This is a genomic window from Cobetia sp. Dlab-2-AX, from assembly GCF_024124625.1.
GTDB lineage: Bacteria > Pseudomonadota > Gammaproteobacteria > Pseudomonadales > Halomonadaceae > Cobetia.
This window is the reverse complement of the sequence record NZ_JAMXRV010000002.1, coordinates 251,677-273,162: the sequence shown is the minus strand read 5'-3', so window position 1 is coordinate 273,162 and position 21,486 is coordinate 251,677. Positions and strand designations below refer to the sequence as shown.

The window sequence follows — 21,486 nt, the reverse complement described above, 5'->3', positions numbered from 1 at the left end:
CACAGAGATAATCAGGTGAAGATGATGACGAAATAGAGAAGGTTTAGTCCGGAATTCCGTTTGGAGTCACCCAATTCGTGGTCTACCAGGGTTACACGCTGAAGGCGGCATGTGAGGCCATGGTGGAGCAAGTCCACCATGGGGTATTAGGGACGCAGGCTTTGAGCTGAGCGGACAGGCAAGGTGCCGCTGATCAAGGCGAGGCGCTGATGTCGTGGCAGCATTATTTTTTGTGTGCCACCAGCCAATAAGCGATTCCTAAAGAGACGACGACAGCAGCAGTTGCATATATATACTGAGCAGAAATAGTGTCGAAGTCCATGATGATTACTTTTCTCGCAATAGCCATCAAGGCTGTCGCAATGACCAGTTGTAAAGGAAAAACATCTGTTCCCAGATATAATCGAATATTGACGAATATTTCAATGGCAATTAACACCACCATGAAAGCGCCAAAGAGACGAAATATATCACTGACTTCAAGTAAAAGATAGGGCGGTGCAGTCAGCTGTTGATACAATACATATATAATGTCAATAATACCCCAGATGATCACGAGGACCATAAGGCAGGCTAGCACCTTCACGCCGAGTCGAATAACTTTGTGGAGCGCGCGAATTAGTGAGTCCTCGTGCTCCTGTGGAAGCTCCTCATGAATTATATGGCGAGTTTTCTCAGTAGCGTCAGGTAGATGATGGTTATTGCTGTCTAAGCTCATGTCATCTCCTTTTAGTATGCTGCATACTTTCTTTATATTGTTCTCAGTAAGTTGAGTAAAGTGAAAAATATAGCTTGATTCACACGCTGTCCTCTACTAGCGGACACGCTATCTTGTCTTTTTATTGATAAGATGATGTATATATTGCTTGTTGTTTTGCTGTATAGTTGTAGGGTGCCGGATGATCGGATTTCACAACGAAGCTATCCTTTGTTAGTCCCGCGTGAGCTCATCAAGCAATTTATTCAGGAAAGGCTTCATGAACATCAAGCTGCATAAGCAAGCGACGACGACACCGAAAATTCGTGCCGACATTCAAGCATGACGAACAAAGATCTCGCTCGTCAGTTCGGGGTGTAGTGGCATAGTGAATCTGGCCACCTGATCTTGCCCAGTGGCAGTGGACATCCTGTTAAGTAAGTTCACTGTTGCTGGGCAGGATCTGATGTTTTTGCGCTACCAAATGGAATGACGCTGAGTCTCAGTCGCCGCAGAAATTGCTGGGACAATGCCCCAACAGAGCGCTTCTTCAAAATCCTGAAAACGGAATGATTACCAGAGATCGGCTATCCCGACATTGCTGCGGCGAAGCGATCTGCCAGTGATTATATGGTCGGTGACTTTAGTAGCCTCAGGCCGCACAAGCATAACGATGGGTTACCGCCGAACCTGGCAGAAAAGAACTACTGGTATGCATAAAGCTCGGTGGCCAGAAACACTTGACTGCTGCAGGTCAGGCAGTAAGCAAAGGATAGCTTCTTCTAGTCAATTTAATATCCGAGATCCTACATGTAACGAGCTTGTAAAGCGCTTTCTATATTCACGGGGAGAGACCTTCAGGTGGCGTTCGAAAGCGAGTAACAGGCCATCTGATGTATCGTAGCCGCACCAGTTGGCGATTCTTGAAATCGGTTCGTGAGTGCTTTCAAGGTACTGCCGCGCGCAATCTACTCGACGTTGCTCAATGAAACGTCCCGGAGGAATACCCACTCTTTCTCGAAATTTTCGGTTGAAACTCCTCAAGCTAAGATTGAAGTGATCAGCGAGCCTTTCAAGGCGTAAGTCACCTTCAAGATGATCCACGATATATTGCACGAAGGGGTCCGCAGGGGTATCAAAATCGTGGGGAGCCGTTTGGGCATGGAATTGAGCTTGGTTGCCGGGGCGCTTCATGAACATCACCATCGCCTGAGCAACCCTTCTTGCCAATTCGGAGCCGAGATCTTCTTCAATCAATGCGATAGCGAGATCTATAGCAGCCGTGACGCCAGCCGCCGTATAAACACCGTCATCGCTGATATACATTCGTTCTGGATTGAGTTTGACCTTGGGGTACCGCTTCCGGAAGTCGTTAGCCGCAGCCCAGTGCGTGGTTGCTAACTTTCCATCGAGAAGCCCCGCCTCAGCCAGGATGAACGCGCCGGTGCAGGCACTTACGGTGCGGCGAACGCGCGGTGCCATCATCCTGATCCAGTCAATGAAGTCGGTGTCATTTAGGCATTCATCGTCATCATCGACAGCCTGGACGATCAGTGTGTCCACTGCGCCCTCGAGCTCATCATAGGCGTTGGATGCCACGATGCTGAGCCCTGGGACGTTGTAAATCGTTCCCTTTCCACGTGATACGACTTCCACTTGATAGGCGGGAGGTTGACCGGCCTGTTCCAAAAAGAACGTCGTTTCTGAAAAAGTTCTTATAAAATCAATATATTCCAAAGAAGAAGAGGCATGGTTGGTGACAATGACGACCCGTCGTGGAAAGCCCTCTCCATTGAACGTGGTTTGTAGCGTGGGAACTTGGTAGTGAGGCATGGGCAATCCAAAGGGGGGAGCAATATGGCACGATCGTCGGGATATCTGTCATTGTGACACGGCTTTGACAGTTACACCATCTAGGATTGAAAAACGCAGTTACTGAGAGGGCGAGAAATGCCGACACAGCTGGAGAAAGCTCAGACAATGCAGGCCCTTCACGAAGGTTCTGAGACCTTCCTGATACCAGGGCCGTGGGATGTTGCCTCGGCGCGCGTATTCGAGGCACTCGGGTTTCAGGCGCTGGCCACGACGAGCGGTGGGCTGGCGTACGCCCTGGGCAAGCTTGATGGGGAAGTCACTCTCGATGAGAAGCTGGCCCATTGCCGCGCTCTTTCAGCGGCCACCCAGATCCCGATCACGGCCGATTTGGAGAATGGCTACTCTCACCACCCGGACGGTGTTGCGGAAACGATTCGCCGAATTGCAGAAACGGGCGTTGTTGGTGGGTCTATAGAGGACTGGAGTGGTGAGGGTATCTACGACTACAACCATGCTGTCGAACGGATCGAGGCAGCGGTCGAGGCTGCGAGGACGCTCGATATTCCATTTGCCGTCATTGGCCGCTGTGAGAATTTGCTTCGCGGGAAGAATGACATGGACGACACCATTCGCCGCTTGAAAGCCTATGAAGCTGCAGGCGCTGATGTCTTGTTTGCTCCCGGTTTGCGCACGGCGGAGGAAGTCAAAGCGGTGGTGAATGAGATCAAGACTCCGTTGAGCGTTGTGGCAATGTCGCCCGATCTCTCGGTTGCCAAGCTGGCCGAGGCGGGCGCAAGAAGGGTAAGTATCGGGGGCGCTATGGCGATGGCTGCCTACGCTGCCCTGATCGAGGGGGCGCGCGAGATGAAGGAACAGGGCACTTTCGATTGGATGAAAAATCTCTCATCGGAAAACGCTATAGAGCCGTTGCTCACGTCTCGTCGTTAATTCGAAGCAATCACAAAGCGCATGCATCTAACGTTATTTTATATGAAGTTATAAGAGTTTTGGGGGGTATGCAATCGTAGGCCTTCTATACAGCTGAAGGCTTAGAGGAAGTCCAGAAAACCGAAGGGTTGGATATGCCATTCGAACCTTCTGATGTCGAGATCAGCCCAACCGGTTACATGGCCTTCGCATACGGTGAAATTTTCATGAAGCTTCTGAATGAGAGTCAGATGAAAGAAAAATATGATCTGTACGTCATTGACTACAAGACGTTCAAAGCTTTTAACACAAAGAGGCTCGCCACTCTTAGCTACACGAACAACATAGAGTTTGGTCAGGCTGCATGTTTTTCGATGGAGAAATACTGATCTTTGGTTTCTGAAACAGGGCGTCGTTCCTATGTATTTGGTCTTCGAGGATAAGTTCAATGAAGAGGTTCGAGCCTTATACAAAACCTTCATGGCTGAGGGGGCGACGGACAACGGTTGTCCCGGTTATCGCGAAGACTACTGGGCAGGCTATTGCGCGGCTTTCGTTATAGTCCCAGATAGACACAATATTGAGGCGGCCTATTGGGGCTATGACAAAACCGGCGAAAAAGGTACTGAGTAACCATGACAACGACGGAAGACGGAAAGATCTCCTACGATGAGGAGATGAAGATCGACGCCAAGACCTGGAACCCGTTTACCGGGTGTACGAAAGTGTCTTCGGGTTGTAAGCATTGCTACGCAGAAACCATCGCCGCGAAACTCCATAAATGGGGCACGTCGGGCTACGAAAACGGCTTCGAGTTCACGATTCACCCGGACCGCATAGAAAAAGCAGCGCCCCTGAAGCGCAAGAAGCCGACGTTCTACTTCATCAACTCCATGAGCGACATCTTTCACGAAGATGCGGATGATGCGAGCATCGATCAGGTGATGGATGTTGTCAGAAAAGCACACTGGCATGTGTTCTACATTCTGACCAAGCGAAGCCAAAACATGCGAGCGTATTTCGACAGGCGAGAGGCTCCCGAAAATCTGTGGGCGGGAGTGACTGTTGAAGACCGGAAGTATGGCCTCCCGCGCCTTGAAGATCTCAAGAAAACAAGGGTGAGGAACAAGCATATTTGTTGTGAGCCTCTCCTGGGTGACCTTGGTGAGCTGGACCTGTCTGGCATACGGCTTGTGGTAGGCGGCGGAGAAAGTGGACCAGAGGCTCGGCGCGCGATGCCCGAATGGGTAATTTCTCTACGAGATCAATGCCTTGCCCAGAACGTCCATCTGTATTGGAAACAATGGGGAACCTATGGCCCTGATGGCTCTCGCAGCAGCAAAAATCGAACGGGGCATTTGATCGAAGGTAAGTCCTACCTGTCCATTCCCGATGAGCTTTCGATATGATGAATTTAGCTGGAGATATTTTTATCGAATTATCCTGTAGTTCAGGGAAGGCCTTGTCTGTTGGACGATCTCTATATCATTACATCCGCAATCTACCTCGGCATTTCTTCGGTAGGCGTAGGATCTCGGATGCTCAATTGACTAAAATAAGCTATCCTTTGCTTGCTGCCAGAGGGCTTATTCGTCAGTTCGCTCAGGAGCATCGAGATGGAAATCAAGCTTCATAAGCAAGCGACTACCATACCCAAGGTCCGTGCTGAGATCCAAGCCGTTCCTGCCCACATCCCAGACACGGTTTTGGCGAAGCGATTTGGCGTGAACGATATGACCATCCGCCGGTGGCGGCATCGAGACGACGTCTATGATCGTCCTCACACGCGTCATAACCTCCTGGCCACCCTCAACAGGGAGCATGAAGAAGTGCTCATCGCCGCCAGAACGTTCTGATCTTGCCCAGTGATCCTGTGCCGAGAGTTTCTTCCACAGTCTCAATGTCGAGGCGATTCACGGTGAGCGATTTCACACCCGGAAAGCGATGAAACGACAGATGTTCGAGTATATTGAATTGGACTACAACCGGCATCGCCGGCACAGTGCCATCGGAATGATTAGCCCAGAGGCCTTCGAAGCCCGAATGATCGCTTAGGTGGGTGTCCATGGTTACTGGGTAAGATCAATCAGAGAGCTGCCTAGTGCGGGGTACATCATAGGACTGCCAATGGTTCCTTCCTCACGGACAGGTCTCGCCTTGGATCAGCTGTGTCGAGAGCCGGTGTGATGACGCGGGCTCCAGCCCCAGAATCATTCGCGCGGCAAGGCGGCCTTTCTCGGTACTGTCCTGATGGACGGTGGTCAGGCGCGGTGACCGATATTGTCCTTCCTCGATACCATCAAAGCCGGTGATACGCAGGTCTTCGGGAATCCGGATGCCGCGTTGCTCGGCCAGGGTCACGGCGGTCAACGCGATACGGTCGGACATGCATAGCAGGAGGTCTGGCCGTTCACTGGCCGGCAGATCCAGAATCTCTGCCAATACCGGCGCGCAGACCTCATAGGTGTTTTCCTCGATGTTCCACATCGCGACGTCTTGCAAAGACACCTCTCGCTCTGCCAGGGCGCGATGAAACCCCGCCAGACGCGAGCGAGTAATGGTACGGCCGGCCGGAAGCAGCGTATGGGCATCGGTGATGGGGCCATTGCAGGGCGTGTCGGTCAGGCGCAGGTTGACGATACCGATACGACTGGCGGGTGTCTGCAAGGCATGTTGCGCGATGGCGTAGCAGGCGGGCTCATCATCCACATGGATGGCGGGGTGATCGCCCAGATCGAAGTCGACTGCCACGATGGGCTTGTGACCCGCGCTCTGGAGTTCTTCCACCAGTGCCATGCTGGCCATCAGCCCGTAGACGATGAAGCCATCGGCAATGCTGGAAGATCCGGGCACCTGGGAGGCATTCTGGCGGCCTGAAAGCAGCAGCAGGGTATGGCCGTGAGCATCCAGCACTTCCGCGATGCCCGACAGCAGTTCGCTGGCGACGGCGTCCTTGAGGCTGTAGGTCAGCGTCTCCGCGAGTACCACGGCGATGATCCGTGAGCGCCCCGTGCGCAGACTACGCGCCTTGGCATCTGGGCCACGGTAGCCAAGGCGTCTGGCCTCCTCGAGCACCCGTTCGCGCAATGCTGGCGAGAGCTGGTCGGGGCGGTTGAAGGCGTTGGAGACGCTGGCGGTGGAGACGCCGAGTTCTGCGGCTAGCTCCTTGAGAGTGATGCGGCGAGGCGATGACACAGGCGTCGGGTTCCTGAACATGAAAAGCTTGAACGATTAAGCGCAGAGATAGCATATCGCCGCGTACCAGAAATGCCCAGAAAGTGACGGAGTTGGCCGACCGAGCGGCCAACTGGCACCAGGCGTCCAGCCGGGCAATGCCTGCTAGCGGTCCTGCACTTGAGAGGTATCGGCTGGCACGACCAGCCAGGCTGCCATCCCCGGCGCCAGGCTCAATTGGCCTGCTTCAAGCGAGGGCGTGGCCATGCCGGGCAACGAGACGACCTCTATCGGATCATGATGGTGGCCATGAGGCATTCGCGAGCCCATCAGGGTAGGCAGATCGAGCATGACGGGGGCGTTGTCGTGTTCCGGGGCGTGACCTGCCTCGTGTTCCAGATTGGCCAGGCACACCATCTGCTGGTGAGGAGTGTGACGTATCACACCAAAGACACCCTTCGGCAGCACGGACGGGGAGATGAGCGTCTGTTGCCCCGTCTTCAGCGTCGCATTATCGCGACGCAGTTCCAGCAGCTTGCGAACGCGATTCAGTAGACTCTCGGGCGCCTCTTGTTGCAGCGAGACCGCCTGTGACTGATGAGGGGCATGGACGGGAAGCCAGGGCGACAGGGAGTCAGCGCAGAAGCCACCATGGCGATGAGGCTCCCACACCATGGGCGTGCGGCATCCATCGCGTCCCTTGACCTCGGGCCATAGCGCGATTCCGAAGGGGTCCTGCAACTCGGCGTAGCTCAGCTCGGCTTCCTCGAATCCAAGCTCTTCTCCCTGATAGAGGCAGAGGCTGCCCCGCAATGAGCAGAGTACCGTCAGTGCCAGCAAGGCGCGTGCGCTCCCCCAGCGACTGGCACTGCGCGGAACATCATGATTGGACAATGCCCAGCACGGCCAGGCGTCTTCGCCATGCTCGGCAAAGCGTGCCAGAACGGCGTGCAAGTCCACGGCATCGCCCGTGCTGTTGAGCAGGTCGAAGGTGTAGGCCATATGCAGGCGGTGCTGGCCCGCGGTGTAGGCTGCCATGGCGGGAAGCGGGTCGCTGCCCCCGACCTCGCCGACGCTGGTGGCGCCGGGGTATTCCTCCAGCAGGGCACGAATCTCTTCCAGATAGTCGAGATTCTCTGGCTGATCCGCATTGTGTTTCAGTAGCTGATAGCTGCGGGGATGACCACGGCTACGGTAGTCGTCCGAGGACGGCGGATTGTCCGTCAGCGCCTGGTCATGGAAGTAGAAGTTGGCGGTGTCGAAGCGGAACCCGTCGACGCCCAGCTCCAGCCAGAAGCGCAGATTGTCGAGCTGTGCCTGACGCACCTCGGGATGATGAAAGTTGAGGTCCGGCTGGCTGGCGAGAAAGTTGTGCAGATAATACTGGCAGCGCCGTGAATCGAAGGTCCAGGCCGGGCCACCGAAGGCGGCTAACCAGTTGTTGGGCGCGCCGCCATCCGGACGCGGGTCTGCCCAGACATACCAGTCAGCCTTGGCATTGTCCCGGGATTGGCGACTTTCCCGGAACCACGCATGCTGATCGGAACTGTGTGACAGCACCTGATCAATGATGACGCCCAGCCCGAGCTCATGTGCGCGGGCGACGAGCCGCGAGAAGTCCTCCAGAGTGCCGAACAGGGGATCGATGTCACGGTAGTCCGAGACGTCATAGCCGAAGTCCTGCATGGGCGAGGTGAAGATGGGGGAGACCCAGATGGCGTCCACCCCCAGGGTCGCGAGGTAGTCCAGACGTTGGATGATGCCGGCAATATCGCCGACACCATCGCCATTGGCGTCCATGAAGCTGCGCGGATAGATCTGGTAAAGCGTTGCGCCGCGCCACCAGTCGTGTGCGGAATGGCGATGGAGTTGGGTAGATGTCATTGCACGATCCTTGTTGTCGAGGCGGCAGGGGGCACGGGCATGCTAGAGCGCCGGAAAGGCCCCGCGTCTCTGCGCGAAACCTTCCGGACGTCATCAGCCTGCAGGCGCAAGGCCTGGCGGGGGGAGGTCGTGGGCGTTACCAGCCGCGGCGTCCGATGCGGGTGAGTTCCCTCCCGAGCGCTTCCACCGCCTGAGCACCGGTTTCCTCGCCCGACAGCACCTGATGGGTGCGGTTGAAGAAGGCATTGGAGACGCGTGCGTAGGCATCGCCCGTCACCGAGGCCGGGCGCGCGACGCCGGTTCTGAGCGCCTCATAGAGCTCGCCCATCGAGGGGTTGCTCGCCAGCACCTCGTCATCCTGATAAAGGTGTTCGATGGTGGGGTTGCGCCCCATCTTCATGGCGTGGGCCTTCTGCTGCGGAGCAGCGGTGATGTAGGCGACCAGCTCCGCAGCGGCCTGGGGGTGCTCCGAGTAGCGTGATACCGCAAGATTCCAACCGCCCAGGGTTGCGCGTGACTTGCCCTGCGGGCCATGCGGGAGTGGCGCCATGCCGACCTTGCCTGCCACCGGACTGCCCTCGGCCTGGCTGAGCTTCCAGACATAGGGCCAGTTGCGCAGGAACAGCGCATTGCCCGACTGGAACAACCCACGTGACTCCTCCTCGGTATGATTCAGTGCGCCTTCCGGAGCGATGCTGCCGATCCAGGAGGCGGCAAGGTCGAGTGCCTCGGCGGCGCGCGAGTTGTCGATGGTAACCTCTCCGGCATCATCCACCAGGGTGCCGCCGCCCTGGCTTGCAACCCACTCCAGTGCGTTGCAGGTCAGCCCCTCGTAGGCGCGCCCCTGGAAGCTGTATCCCCAGAAATCGGCATTGCCGGCGTCGCGTTCCGCCGTCTGGATCGTGCGCGCCGTCTCGGTGAGTTGCTGCCAGGTCTCCGGCACCTGCTGGTCGTATTTTTCCAGCAGGTCCTTGCGGTAATAGAGCACGCCTGCGTCGGTGTACCAGGGCATGGCCACCAGACGTCCCGCTACGGTGCCGTTGTCGACCAGCGCGGGGAAGAAGCCCTCGGTGGCGTCGTCGGGCAGGTAACGGGAAAGGTCGACCAGGTGATCGTCGAGCAGCCCTGGCCACGCCATGTCGACGATCAGCACGTCGATGTCACTGGAGCCGCTGCTCAGCAGCTGCTGATACAGCGAGAGCTTCTCGGTGGTGTCGTTGGGAGTGGAGATCACATTGACTCGATTGCCGGATTGCTCGGCCCATTGCTGGGCGAGCTCCGGGCACATGTCGGAATCTCCGCCGGGGCCACAGGCAATCGTGACCTCGGTGGCCAGTGCGAGGGGGGCCGTCAATGAGGCCCCGCTCAACAACAGGGCACCGGCGCTACCCTTGAGGGTCGTGAGCATCCGTTGGCGTGGGGTGCTGATAACAGAAGGCATGGCGTGCGACTCCATCATTGTGATTGTTGTTGCGGCGTCCGGGATGACCGTCATCAACCGAGCATCCCATGAAGCATCGAATCTGCCAGACGTCAGTTGAGGGCGAGCCACATGGCGCTGCCTGGCATCAGCGACAGGGGATGGTGAGAGGCGGGTGTCGCCGTGATACCGGCGATCTCGAGGGTGGTCCAGGTGGTGATGTCTGGCGCCAGTTGACTCGGATCGATCACGCTCGGGGTATCGCCTGTCCCGAGGTGTGCCAGACACAGCAGGCGTTGCGCTCCATGCTGGCGCACGCTGGCGAAGACGTCGTCCGGGAGCCGCTCGGGGGCAATCAGGGTCTGATCACCCTCGCGCAGCACCTGGCTGGTGCCGCGATAGCGCAGCAGGCGACGTGCTCGCGACAGGAAGCTGTCATCACGGTTTTCCTGCTGCGCCACCGACAATGGCAACTGGCGTGGGGAGACCGGTAACCAGGGCGTGGCCTCAACGCCGGACTTCGACGCGCAGCGGCTGAATCCACCGTTCAGGCCGTCATCCCAGACCATTGGCGTGCGACAGCCATCGCGGCCCTTGATCTCGGGCCACAGGTTGATGCCGAAGGGGTCCTGCAGGTCCTCGAAGGCCAGCTCCGCTTCGGGAAGCCCCAGTTCCTCTCCCTGATAGAGGCACAGGCTGCCACGCAGCGAACACAAGACCGTCAGGGCGAGCAGGGCGCGCGATTCTCCCCAGCTGGTCGCACTGCGTTCCACGTCATGATTGGACAGGGCCCAGCAAGGCCAGGTGTCTTCGCCTTGCTCGGCAAAGCGCGTCAGCACGCCGTACAGCGCGCGGGCATCGCCATCACTGTTGAGCAGGTCAAAGGTGTAGGCCATGTGCAGGCGGCGTTGGCCGGCGGTGTAGGCAGCCATGGTCGGGAGAGGGTCATTGCCGGCGATCTCGCCGACACTGGTGGTGCCCGGGTACTCATCGAGCAGGTCGCGGATGCGCTCCAGATACGCCAGATTCTCCGGTTGTTCGATATTGTGCTGCATCCGCTGATAGCTCTGCGGGTTGCCCGGGTTGACGCCTTCGCGCGCCATCGCCGGGTTGTCGGTCAAGGCGCGGTCATGGAAGTAGTAATTGACGACGTCGAAGCGGAAGCCGTCCACCCCCAGATCCAGCCAGAAGCGCAGGTTGTCCAGCTGCGCCTGGCGCACCGCGGGATGATGGAAGTTCAGATCCGGCTGACTTGCCAGGAAGTTGTGCAGATAATACTGGCGGCGCTTGGCATCGAAGGTCCAGGCGCGACCACTGAAGGCCGCCATCCAGTTGTTGGGCGGGTTGCCATCCGGAAGCGGGTCGGCCCAGACATACCAGTCGGCCTTGGCGTTGTGACGGTCCTGACGGCTTTGCTGGAACCAGACGTGTTGATCGGAGCTGTGAGACAGCACCTGGTCGATGATCACGCGCAGCCCCAGCTGGTGGGCTTGTGAGACCAGCCGCGTGAAATCCTCCAGATGGCCGAACATCGGGTCGACATCCCGATAGTCCGCGACGTCATAGCCGAAATCCTTCATCGGCGAGGTGAAGAAGGGGGACAGCCAGATGGCATCCACGCCGAGACTGGCCACATGGGGTAGGCGCTCGATGATGCCGGCCAGGTCGCCGATGCCGTCGCCGTTGGCATCCATGAAACTGCGGGGGTAGATCTGATAGATCGTGGCACCACGCCACCAGTCGAGGCGAGCGTGAGGATCGAGTTGAGACAGGGTCATCATGACCTCCTTGTGAGTTGCGTGATCGGCAAGCGGGAGATTCAGTGCGCCTCGCCAACACAGCGCGCGATGGCAACGCCGTGGGGCGGCAGCGTCAGGCGACCTGCCTGCCAGTGACCATTGATCATGCCGGGGGCATCCTCGAGGGCTTCCGCTCGCCAGGCGGTCTCCAGAGTCAGGGCCTGTGCAGAGAAGTTGAGCGCGACCAGCAACGACTCGCCGTCTGAGAGGCGCGTGAAGCAGATGACTTCCTCATGCAGCGAGTGGAAGTGGATCTCCCCTCGGCTGAGAGCGGGGTGACGGCGGCGGAAGGCGAGCAGCTCCCGGCTGGCATTCAACAGCGATGCCGGGTCGTGTTCCTGATGGTCGACGGCCAAGGCATGATGGAAGTCGGGAACCGGCAACCAGGGAGACACGCGAGAGAAGCCCGCATGTGACTCACCGGCCTGCCACGGCATGGGCGTCCGGCAGCCGTCGCGTCCCTTGTAGCGTGGCCAGAAGGTGATGCCGGCGGGGTCCACCAACTGGTCATGGTGTAGCTGGGCTTCACTCAGCCCCAGTTCTTCGCCCTGATACAGACAGACGCTGCCGCGCTGGGTCAGCAGGAAGGCGAGATAGAGGCGCAGGCGCGCCGGTGAGGCTTCGGCGTCCCAGCGCGTTGCCAGACGTGTGACATCGTGGTTTCCCAGCGCCCAGCACGGCCAGCCGTCCCCGATCTGCGCTTCCATCGTCTGCAGGGTCGCCAAGAGGTGGTCGGGTGAGGCGTTCTCGGTCAGCAGATCGAAGGAATAGGCCATGTGCAGCCGCTGGTCGCCCCGGGTGTACTCGGCCATCACGCGCAAGGAGTCATCGTCGCCGACCTCGCCCACGCTGGTGGTGCCGGGGTACTCATCGAGCAGACTCCGCAACCGTTCGAGAACGGCGAGATTCTGGGGTTGGGTCTTGTCGTGAAGATGTTGTTGATAGCCGTAGGGGTTGTCCGGGCGCACGCCAATGAAGCCTTCAGTGATCTCACGCCGCGGCGGGTTATCCTTTAGCTCACCATGTGTGCAGAAGTTGATGGCGTCCAGGCGGAAACCATCCACCCCCCGCTCCAGCCAGAATCGCACCTCTTCAAGAATGGCCGTCACGACCTCGGGATGATGGAAGTTGAGGTCCGGCTGCTCGATCAGGAAGTTGTGCAGGTAGTACTGGCAGCGGCGAGTGTCCCATTGCCACGCGGAGCCCCCGAAGATCGATTGCCAGTTGGTGGGCGGTGCGCCATCGGGTCTGGGGTCTGCCCAGACATACCAGTCGGCGCGCGGATTATCGCGGCTCTGGCGGCTTTCCTCGAACCACGGGTGGGCGTCGGAGGTGTGTGAGAGCACTTGATCGATGATGACTTTCAGGCCGCGTGCATGCGCTGCCTCGACCAGACGGTCGAAGTCCTCCAGGGTGCCGAACATCGGGTCGACATCGCGATAGTCGCTGATGTCATAGCCGAAGTCCTTCATGGGGGAGGTAAAGAAGGGAGATAGCCAGATCGCATCGACATTCAGCGAGGCGATGTAATCCAGGCGCTCGAGGATGCCCGGCAGATCACCGATGCCATCGCCATTGCTGTCCTGAAAGCTGCGCGGGTAGATCTGATAGATGACGGCGCCGCGCCACCAATCGCGGGCTGACACCTGGGTGTCTCGAATCGTGGACATGCGAGTCTCCTGGGCGGGAGCCATGGCGCCCGCCCGTGCGGTCCTTGCGGAGAATGAAGGGGTTGGCCTGAGGCGCCGTATGCAGGCACTGAATACTCAGTCCTGGCTGCCAGGTCCTCGAGGAAAAGCCCTGCAGAACAGGCCCTGAGCGTCAGGCTGCCTGGCGTTGCTGGGTCAGGCTCAGCGCGCGATCCTGGCTGTCGAAGAGATGCACGTGCTCTAGGTCCGGCACCAGCCCGACGCGTTGGCCGATCTTCCACTGACTGGGGGCTTCACTGCGGTGGATCAGCAGGCTGTCGCCGTCTTTCGGATCCAGATAGACATAGACTTCGTTGCCCAGGTACTCGACGTTGACGATCTCGAAGGCGTTGTCGCCAAGGGCCTCTTCCAGGCAGAGGTGTTCGGGGCGAATCCCCAGCGTCAGGCGGCTGCCGGTGCTTTCGCCGCCGGCATCACGAGGCAGATCCAGTTCGCCGATCCCGGGCGTCGAGATGCGACAGCCATTGCCTTCGCTTCGCAGCAGCTCTGCCGGCAGGAAGTTCATGGTCGGGGAGCCGATGAAACCGGCCACGAAGCGGGTCGCCGGCGCCTGATAGAGTGTCTGGGGGCTGCCGACCTGCTCGATACGCCCATCACGCAGTACCACGATCTTGTCGGCCAGCGTCATGGCTTCGACCTGGTCGTGGGTGACGTAGACCATGGTGGAGCCCAGGCGATGGTGCAGGCGGGCAATCTCGTTGCGCATCTGGACGCGCAGCGAGGCATCCAGATTGGAGAGCGGCTCGTCGAACAACAGAATCTTGGGCTCACGCGCCATGGCGCGCCCCATGGCGACGCGCTGGCGCTGGCCACCGGAGAGCGCCTTGGGCTTGCGATTCAGCAACTCCTCGAGCTGGAGAGTGCGCGCTGTTTCCATCACGCGTTGTTCGACGCTTTCCTTGTCGGTCTTGGCAAGCTTGAGGCCGAAGGCCATGTTCTCGTACACCGTCATGTGCGGGTAGAGCGCATAGGACTGGAAGACCATGCCCACGCCGCGCTCACGCGGGGGGAGGTCATTGACCAGATCGCCGGCGATATGCATCTCACCTTCGGTGATCGATTCCAGCCCGGCGATCAGGCGTAGCAAGGTCGACTTGCCACAGCCTGACGGCCCGACGAAGACCACGAATTCTCCGCTGCCGATCTTCAGGTCCAGGTCCTTGATGATGTGCGTGCTGCCGAAGGTCTTGTTGATCTTGGAGAGGGTTACGCTTGTCATCTTGCGACTCCCAGCCGGTGCTCGGCACCGGCTTTCGAAAGAAGGTTAGTCGAGTGCCAGGAAGGCAGCCTGATAGGCCGGCAGTACCAGGCGCGCTGCCTGGGGCTGAGCCTCGTCCAGTTCGGCAGTGAAGCCCGTGCCCTCGAGAAGGCGCGCGCCGCCTGCGTAGGCTTGCGGCATTGCGGTGGTCCGTTCGGTGCCGGTCAGGTTGAAGAGACACAGCATGCGCTGGCCATCGTGTTCGCGCTGAAAGCCCAGCAGCTCGTCGCCCACGTCCACCAGTTCAATGGTCCCCTCGCGCAGGACCGGGTGTTGGCGGCGGAAATTCAGCAGGGTGCGTGTGGCATGCAATACCGAGTCGGCGTCGTCTTCCTGATTGGCCACGGCCAGCGGCAGGTGGCGTTCATCGACCGGCAGCCAGGGCTCGACATTCGAGAAGTCCCCCCGGGCCGTCTGACGCCAGGGCATGGGAGTCCGGCAACCGTCGCGGCCCTTGAATTCCGGCCACAGCACCTTGCCGTAGGGGTCCTGGATGCGATCGAAGGGCACCTCGGCTTCCGGCAGGCCCAGCTCCTCACCCTGGTAGAGGCAGACGCTGCCGCGCAATGACAACACCATGGCCAAGGCGACCTTGGGATAGGCCACCGGGTCTTCGTCGGCACCCCAGCGTGTGGCGCTGCGCACGACATCGTGGTTCGACAGGGCCCAGCATGGCCAGGCATCACCGGCCAGGCGCTGGAAGCGCTCGATGACTTCTCGCAGATAGCCTGTGGAGTGCGGGGCATTGAGTAAATCAAACCCGTAGGCCATGTGCAGCTTGTCGCCTCCGGCGGTGTACTCCGCCATGCGCTCCAGCGGCTTGTCATCACCGATTTCGCCCACTGTGGTGGTGCCCGGGTATTCATCCATCAGGGCGCGCAGGTCTCTCAGGAAGTCGAGGTTTTCCGGGCGGCTCAGGTCATAGACGTGTCGCTGCCAGGTATAAGGGTTGGAATCCGGCGCGCCCAGTGTCTTGGCCTCGCCCGCCGGTACCGGCGGATTGTCGCGCAGGGCCTGATCGTGGAAGTAGAAGTTGACGGTATCCAGTCGGAAGCCATCGACGCCCAGCTCCAGCCAGAAGCGCATGTTGTCGAGCTGAGCCTGACGGGCCTCCGGGTGATGGAAGTTCACGTCGGGCTGGCTGGTCAGGAAGTTATGCAGGTAATACTGCTGGCGGCGCGAATCGAAGGTCCAGGCCGAGCCGCCGAAGATCGACAGCCAGTTGTTGGGCGGCGTACCGTCGGGCTTGGGGTCTGCCCACACGAACCAGTCGGCCTTGTCATTCGTACGGTCCTGACGGCTTTGCTGGAACCAGGGATGCTGGTCGGAGGTGTGGCTGATCACCTGGTCGATCATGACCTTGAGATTGAGCGAGTGAGCGCGCTCCAGCAGTACCTTGAAGTCCTCCAGGGTGCCGAACATCGGGTCGACATCACGGTAATCGCTGATGTCATACCCGAAGTCGAGCATCGGAGAGGTGAAGAAGGGTGACAGCCAGATGCCATCCACGCCCAGCGAGGCCACGTAATCGAGTCTGGCGGTGATGCCCGGCAGATCCCCGATCCCGTCGCCGTTGCTGTCCAGGAAGCTGCGCGGGTAGATCTGGTAGATGACGCCACCACGCCACCAGTTGGAGGAGGTCTGCATTTGGGCTTCGAGCAATGACATGAAGATTATCCTTTGACGGCGCCGGCGGTCAGGCCGGATACGATGCGGCGTTGGAAGATCATCACCAGGATGACCAGCGGTATGGTGACGGTGACGGAGGCGGCCATGATGGGGCCCCAGGGGAGCTCATGCTGGCTGCCGCCGGAGATCAGGGCGATGGCGACCGGCACGGTGCGTTCGCTGTCGGTCAGCGTGAAGGTCAAGGCGAACAGGAACTCGTTCCAGGCCGCGATGAAGGCGAGCAACCCGGTGGTGGCCATGGCCGGCCACATCAGGGGCAGGAAGACCTTGGTGATGGTCTCCCACGGCGTGGCGCCGTCCATGATCGCGGCCTCTTCCAGTTCCATGGGCAGCTGACGCATGAAGGTCGTCAGCACCCAGACAGTGAAGGGCAGGGTGAAGATGGTGTAACTGAGGATCAGGCCACCGGGGTTGTTGTAGAGATTCAGGCTGCGAATCACCTCGAACAGCCCTGACAGCACCGCGACCTGAGGGAACATCGAGACCCCGAGGATGATCAGCATCACGGTGGAGCGGCCGCGAAAGCGCACGCGTCCCAGCGCATAGGAGGCGGTGATGCCCAGCAGCAGCGCGATCAACACGACGCTCAAGGCGATCAGGATCGAGTTGCCGATTGCCTGCAGGAAACTCTTCTGCGCAAAGATCTGGGCGTAATTGCTGAAGTCCAGTGAGGTCAGCCAGTAGTTGACCTCGAACAGCTCACTGGACGGTTTCAGTGAGGTGATGACCGCGTAATAGAAGGGGAACACGGCGTAGACGATGATGATGGCGATCAAGGCCCATTTGCCGACCAGCTTGGCGAGTCGGGTCATCTGGTAGCGATTCATCGGAGGCTGATTCATTTATCCACTCCCAGTTGGCGGCGGCCAAGGTAGAGGTAGACCACGACGGCCAGCGCGATGATCAGGAACAGCATCGTGGAGGCGGCACTGCCGTAGCCCACGTCCTGGAACTCCACCAGTTGCTGGCGGGCGTAGATCGACATGGTCATGGTGCTGGATGAGTTGGAGGTCAGCACATAGATGACGTCGAAGACGCGCAGTGCATCGAGAAGACGGAAGATCACGGCGACCAGCAGGGCCGGGGTGATCAATGGCAGGGTGACGCGGAAGAACACCTTCACCGGGTGGATGCCATCGACCTCGGCGGCTTCATAGCAATCCTTGGGCAGCATCTGCAGCGCGGCGAGTACCAGCAGTGCCACGAACGGGATGGTCTTCCACACATCGACCATGATCACGGCCCACATCGAAAGATCGGCATCCGCCGTCCAGGCCAGTGGCGCATCGATCAGCCCCAGCCCCATCAACAGGTGGTTGATGATTCCGAACTGGTCATTGAGCATCCAGGCCCACATCTTGGCGGAGACGATGGTCGGGATGGCCCAGGGGATGAGCACCGCGGCGCGGACCAGCATGCGCCCCTTGAATTCGGCGTTGAGCAGCAGGGCCACGATGATGCCGAAGACGACTTCCAGCGACACCGAAATGACGCTGAAATAGACGGTGTTCCAGACGGAGTTCCACCACACCGGGTCAGTCAGCAGGCCGTACCAGACGCCGTCGTCCTTCACGAGATAGTTTTCAAAGCCGATGAAGGCAGCGCCGGTCGTGTCCGAGAGCGAGGCATCGGTCAGGCTGAGGTAGAAGGTTCTCAGCAGTGGCCAGCCGGCCACTAGGGCCAGCGCGACCAGCATCGGCGCGAGATAGGTCCAGGCCGCACGTACCCGCTGGCGTCTGACCTTGGTGCCGCGTTTGCGGGTCCTGGCCGAGGGCGTGTCTGTCGGCACTGACTCATTGAGCGTGGTTGTCATGCGAAACCTCCCGGGTTACCAGCGACGACGTTTGATGCGAGCCAGCTCGCTCTTCAGCTGAGCCACGGCCTGGGCGCCGCTCTGCTCGCCGCTCAGCACACTGTGGGTCGCATTGAAGAAGGCGTTGCTGACCTGGCCGTAGTTGTCACCGGTGACGGCAGACGGACGTGCCACGGCATTGGTGAAGGTGTCGTAGAGCGTGCCGAAGAAGGGCACGACGGTGAGCACCTCTTCGTCCTGATACAGCGCCGTGAGGGTCGGGTTGTAGGCGGCCTGGATGGCCCGGCGTTTCTGCTCGGACTCACCGGTGAGAAAGGCCACCAGCTGTGAGGCGAGCTCGGGGTTCTCGCTGTACTTCGAGACCGCCAGATTCCAGCCGCCCAGCGCCGCCGCGCTGTCTCCCTCGGCGCCGTGGGGAAGCTTGACCACCCCGACCTTGCCAGCCACCTTGCTGTCATCGCTCTGGGTCAGCGACCAGGCGTAGGGCCAGTTGCGCATGAAGACGGCGTTGCCGGACTGGAAGATGCCGCGGGCTTCTTCCTCGGAATAATTGAGCGCCCCTTGCGGGGTGATTTCGCCGATCCAGCTGGCGGCCAGGTCGAGAGCGGAGGCCGTATTGGGGTTGTCGACGGTGATCTCGCCATTGGCATCGACAATGGCGCCACCGTTGTTGCTGGCGACCCATTCCAGCGCATTGCAGGTCAGGCCCTCATAGGCACGCCCCTGGAAGACGTAACCCCACATCTTCTCGCTGCCGGCTTCGCGTTCCTTGGCCTGGATCCGCGTAGCGGTCTCTGTCAGCTCTTGCCATGTCTCGGGTGGTGCGAACCCGTACTTCTCCAGCAGGTCCTTGCGGTAGTAGAGCACCCCGGCATCCGTGAACCAGGGCATGGCCACCAGGCGGCCATCGACCGTGTTGTTGTCGATGATGGTCTTGAAGTGGCCCTGCGCTGCCTTTTCGCCGAGCGTCTGGTGCAGATCAAGCAGGTGATTGCCGAGCAGGCCCGGCCAGACCACATCGATCTGCAAGACGTCGATGTCACCGGACTGGGCCGACAGAATCTGCTGATAGAGCGAGAGGCGTTCCGTCGAGGAATTGGGCGTGGAGACGATATCGACCTCATGGCCGGTCTTGTCTTCCCAGGCAGCGACGCCCTGTTCACAGAGTTCCAGTTCGGCTCCGACCGCACCGCAGGAGATGGTCAGGTCCGCGCCCATGGCAGGGGAGGTGGTGGCCGCTCCCAGTAGGGCGAAGCTTGAGGCGATTAGCGTCTTGCGTTGCATGGTGGATCCTCGTCACTTGTTGTTGTTTGACCCGCATCGGACGTCCGGGTGGGGGGGAGTCACAACGTCGTCTGGTAGTGGTTTCTTAATCGATTAAGGCGTGGTCACAGTCAAGCGATTGGCGTCGATATCCGCAACCTGAACTTTGGTCTTGCTGTCACCGATATGTCGCCAGAAATGGAAGTTTTACGCGGTGATCGCTCCCCTTTGGTCGAATTTCGACATAAGTCGTGTGTCTGGAGCGCTGGATTGCCACTAGGGTCTTAAACGATTAAGTGAATGGGGTGATCCCTCCAACGCCAACGCCAATGATTCGGGCGCCACTTCGCTGATCATCGCCAAGCGAGTGATTCGTCAACAACAACAAAGGCTCTCTTCAGCATGACAACTCCCCCTCAGCACCCGCTCAAGACCCCACTTGTCATGGCCGTTGCCATAGCGGTCATGAGTACCAGTGGACTCGCCAATGCCGACGGGACAGCCGATATCGAGGCGCGGCTCGCAGAGCTGGAACAGCGTATCGATGACGCCGAACAACGGGCCAGAGCGGCTGAGCGTCGCGCCGCCGAGGCAGAGCGCGCGCTGGCCGTTCAGCGCCAGTCGAGTGAGGCTGATCGACCCGCGCGCGTGACCGCGCAGACCGAGGACCTCGAAGAGCGTCTGGCGGCCGTCGAGCGTCAGGCCAGTGGGGAAGAAGGTTTCTCCTTCAATGCCTATGCCCGCTCCGGGCTATTGATCGGCGAAGGAGGCAAGAGCATCGAAGGCGGCCCCTATCTCACGCCGGCGGGCTCGGTGGGCGGGGCGGTCGGGCGGCTGGGGAACGAGCCCGACACCTACGTCGAGTCGGTATTCAACTACAAGACCCGCTACGACAACGGGACGAAGGCGCTTTACCGCACCATGATTGCCGACGGAGTAGAGACCAGTAATGACTGGACCTCGGACGAGACCAGTCTGAACGTACGACAGGTCTTCGTGGAGTTGAGCAATCTGCCGAGCTTTACCGGCGCCTTCGAGAATTCCTCCATCTGGGCGGGCAAGCGTTTCGATCGGGACAACTTCGATATCCACTGGCTCGACAGCGATTTCATCTTTCTCGCCGGGACCGGCGCAGGTATCTACGACGTCCAGCTTGCCGATGACTGGAAAGCCAACTTCTCGGTCTACGGCCGCAGTTACAGTGAATACCCGACAGAGGACTCCGATACTGGCGGCAATACCGACAACCTGACGTTCACCATGAACAACTATGTCGGCCACTGGCAGTGGATGGTCAGTGCCCTGTCGGCGGCAGACAATGAAGAGCGCGCCATGGACACGGAGGCCGAAGCGGCCGATTCCGGCTTCCACACCATGCTGGCCTACCATGGAGACAGCTTCTTTGGCCTCGCCGATGGCAGCTTCAAGGCCGCCGTGCTGCATGGCCGCGGGCTCGGCGCGGAGACCAAGGTCATCGGGGCTGACGGAAACCTGACGGATGACGCCACCTCTACTCGCCTGGGGCTTTACGGCACGACCTACCTCGCACCCAAGTGGCGCTTCGCACCAGCCGTCTTGGCAGCGGTGAGCAAAGATCGCTATGACGACGGAGATGAATATTCCTGGGCGACCTTCAATGCGCGTCTGGCCAATGAGCTGACGACGAATTTTGAGATGCAGTACGAGCTGAGCTATCAATGGATGGACCTGGACCCCGGCTCGACAGGCAATGCCGTGGAAGGCGGGTATCGCAAGTTCACCATTGCACCGACCTTCAAGCCTGAAGTCGGTGGCTTCTGGAAGCGTCCGGAAATTCGCTTGTTCGCGTCCTGGAGTGACTGGGATGAAGAGCTCAATGATTACTCCGAAGACGATGCCCTCGGGAGTGCAGGCTTTACGGGAGGCGAATGGGCCTTCGGTGTCCAGAGCGAGGTATGGTTCTAGGAGCAGGATGCCAAGCTGATCATCGCCTGCCAGTGCTTCGATCTTGCCCGTGGAAATGTGCTCGATTTTCTGATGGCCAGCGTGGTCTCAACGA

Annotated in this window: 16 protein-coding genes and 2 pseudogenes; 6 read left to right on the top strand and 12 right to left on the bottom strand. The window is 59.4% G+C overall.

What is annotated here, in order from left to right:
- Positions 1–223: 223 nt before the first annotated feature.
- Together NH396_RS04255 and NH396_RS04250 are read right to left on the bottom strand one after the other, a co-directional pair.
- On the bottom strand, positions 224–718 hold the full coding sequence (locus tag NH396_RS04255) for a phosphate-starvation-inducible PsiE family protein (RefSeq protein WP_176676791.1): 495 nt from the start codon (positions 716–718) through the stop codon (positions 224–226).
- A gap of 765 nt (positions 719–1,483) precedes the next feature.
- Positions 1,484–2,530 carry a helix-turn-helix domain-containing protein gene (locus tag NH396_RS04250; RefSeq protein ID WP_253061947.1) on the bottom strand — a complete coding sequence of 349 codons (1,047 nt, stop codon included), beginning with the start codon at positions 2,528–2,530 and terminating at the stop codon, positions 1,484–1,486.
- 117 nt (positions 2,531–2,647) lie between these two features.
- Between NH396_RS04250 and NH396_RS04245 the strand changes: the two genes are divergently transcribed.
- The 5 genes and pseudogenes from NH396_RS04245 to NH396_RS04225 form a co-directional block, all read left to right on the top strand.
- Positions 2,648–3,460: an isocitrate lyase/phosphoenolpyruvate mutase family protein gene (locus NH396_RS04245; RefSeq protein ID WP_253061945.1), complete on the top strand. Its 813-nt coding sequence runs from the start codon at positions 2,648–2,650 to the stop codon at positions 3,458–3,460.
- 134 nt (positions 3,461–3,594) lie between these two features.
- Entirely contained in the window at positions 3,595–3,828 is a 234-nt protein-coding gene (locus tag NH396_RS04240) for a hypothetical protein (RefSeq protein ID WP_253061943.1), read from the top strand.
- 246 nt (positions 3,829–4,074) lie between these two features.
- Positions 4,075–4,848: a phage Gp37/Gp68 family protein gene (locus NH396_RS04235; protein WP_253061941.1), complete on the top strand. Its 774-nt coding sequence runs from the start codon at positions 4,075–4,077 to the stop codon at positions 4,846–4,848.
- A 207-nt stretch (positions 4,849–5,055) separates the two neighbouring features.
- Positions 5,056–5,292 (top strand): annotated as a pseudogene (locus NH396_RS04230) (IS481 family transposase); the annotation flags it as partial.
- Between the two features lie 16 nt (positions 5,293–5,308).
- Positions 5,309–5,494, top strand: a pseudogene (locus NH396_RS04225) (IS3 family transposase); the annotation flags it as partial.
- A gap of 84 nt (positions 5,495–5,578) precedes the next feature.
- On the opposite strand, the gene NH396_RS04220 reads toward NH396_RS04225, so the two are convergent.
- The 10 genes from NH396_RS04220 to NH396_RS04175 form a co-directional block, all read right to left on the bottom strand.
- Positions 5,579–6,634, bottom strand: a complete 1,056-nt coding sequence (locus NH396_RS04220) for a LacI family DNA-binding transcriptional regulator (RefSeq protein WP_253061939.1) — start codon at positions 6,632–6,634, stop codon at positions 5,579–5,581.
- Between the two features lie 144 nt (positions 6,635–6,778).
- Positions 6,779–8,497: an alpha-amylase family glycosyl hydrolase gene (locus NH396_RS04215; RefSeq protein WP_253061937.1), complete on the bottom strand. Its 1,719-nt coding sequence runs from the start codon at positions 8,495–8,497 to the stop codon at positions 6,779–6,781.
- Positions 8,498–8,633: 136 nt separating this feature from the next.
- Positions 8,634–9,938 (bottom strand): ABC transporter substrate-binding protein, encoded by a 1,305-nt coding sequence (locus tag NH396_RS04210; protein WP_253061935.1) that lies wholly within the window; start codon positions 9,936–9,938, stop codon positions 8,634–8,636.
- A gap of 92 nt (positions 9,939–10,030) precedes the next feature.
- A complete protein-coding gene (locus tag NH396_RS04205) occupies positions 10,031–11,695 on the bottom strand; it encodes an alpha-amylase family glycosyl hydrolase (protein WP_253061933.1) in 1,665 nt (554 codons plus the stop codon).
- 41 nt (positions 11,696–11,736) lie between these two features.
- On the bottom strand, positions 11,737–13,386 hold the full coding sequence (locus tag NH396_RS04200) for an alpha-amylase family glycosyl hydrolase (protein WP_253061931.1): 1,650 nt from the start codon (positions 13,384–13,386) through the stop codon (positions 11,737–11,739).
- Between the two features lie 151 nt (positions 13,387–13,537).
- On the bottom strand, positions 13,538–14,644 hold the full coding sequence (gene ugpC, locus NH396_RS04195) for a sn-glycerol-3-phosphate ABC transporter ATP-binding protein UgpC (protein ID WP_253061929.1): 1,107 nt from the start codon (positions 14,642–14,644) through the stop codon (positions 13,538–13,540).
- A gap of 45 nt (positions 14,645–14,689) precedes the next feature.
- Positions 14,690–16,330, bottom strand: coding sequence for an alpha-glucosidase (locus NH396_RS04190; protein WP_253062192.1), 1,641 nt, complete (start codon positions 16,328–16,330; stop codon positions 14,690–14,692).
- Between the two features lie 26 nt (positions 16,331–16,356).
- Positions 16,357–17,199, bottom strand: coding sequence for a carbohydrate ABC transporter permease (locus NH396_RS04185; RefSeq protein WP_043334057.1), 843 nt, complete (start codon positions 17,197–17,199; stop codon positions 16,357–16,359).
- Positions 17,200–17,210: 11 nt separating this feature from the next.
- Positions 17,211–18,185, bottom strand: coding sequence for a sugar ABC transporter permease (locus tag NH396_RS04180; RefSeq protein WP_253061927.1), 975 nt, complete (start codon positions 18,183–18,185; stop codon positions 17,211–17,213).
- A gap of 15 nt (positions 18,186–18,200) precedes the next feature.
- Positions 18,201–19,469 (bottom strand): ABC transporter substrate-binding protein, encoded by a 1,269-nt coding sequence (locus NH396_RS04175; RefSeq protein ID WP_253061925.1) that lies wholly within the window; start codon positions 19,467–19,469, stop codon positions 18,201–18,203.
- Positions 19,470–19,913: 444 nt separating this feature from the next.
- Here NH396_RS04175 and NH396_RS04170 point away from each other — a divergent pair, with 444 nt between their 5' ends.
- Positions 19,914–21,392: a carbohydrate porin gene (locus NH396_RS04170; protein WP_253061923.1), complete on the top strand. Its 1,479-nt coding sequence runs from the start codon at positions 19,914–19,916 to the stop codon at positions 21,390–21,392.
- Positions 21,393–21,486: the final 94 nt, after the last annotated feature.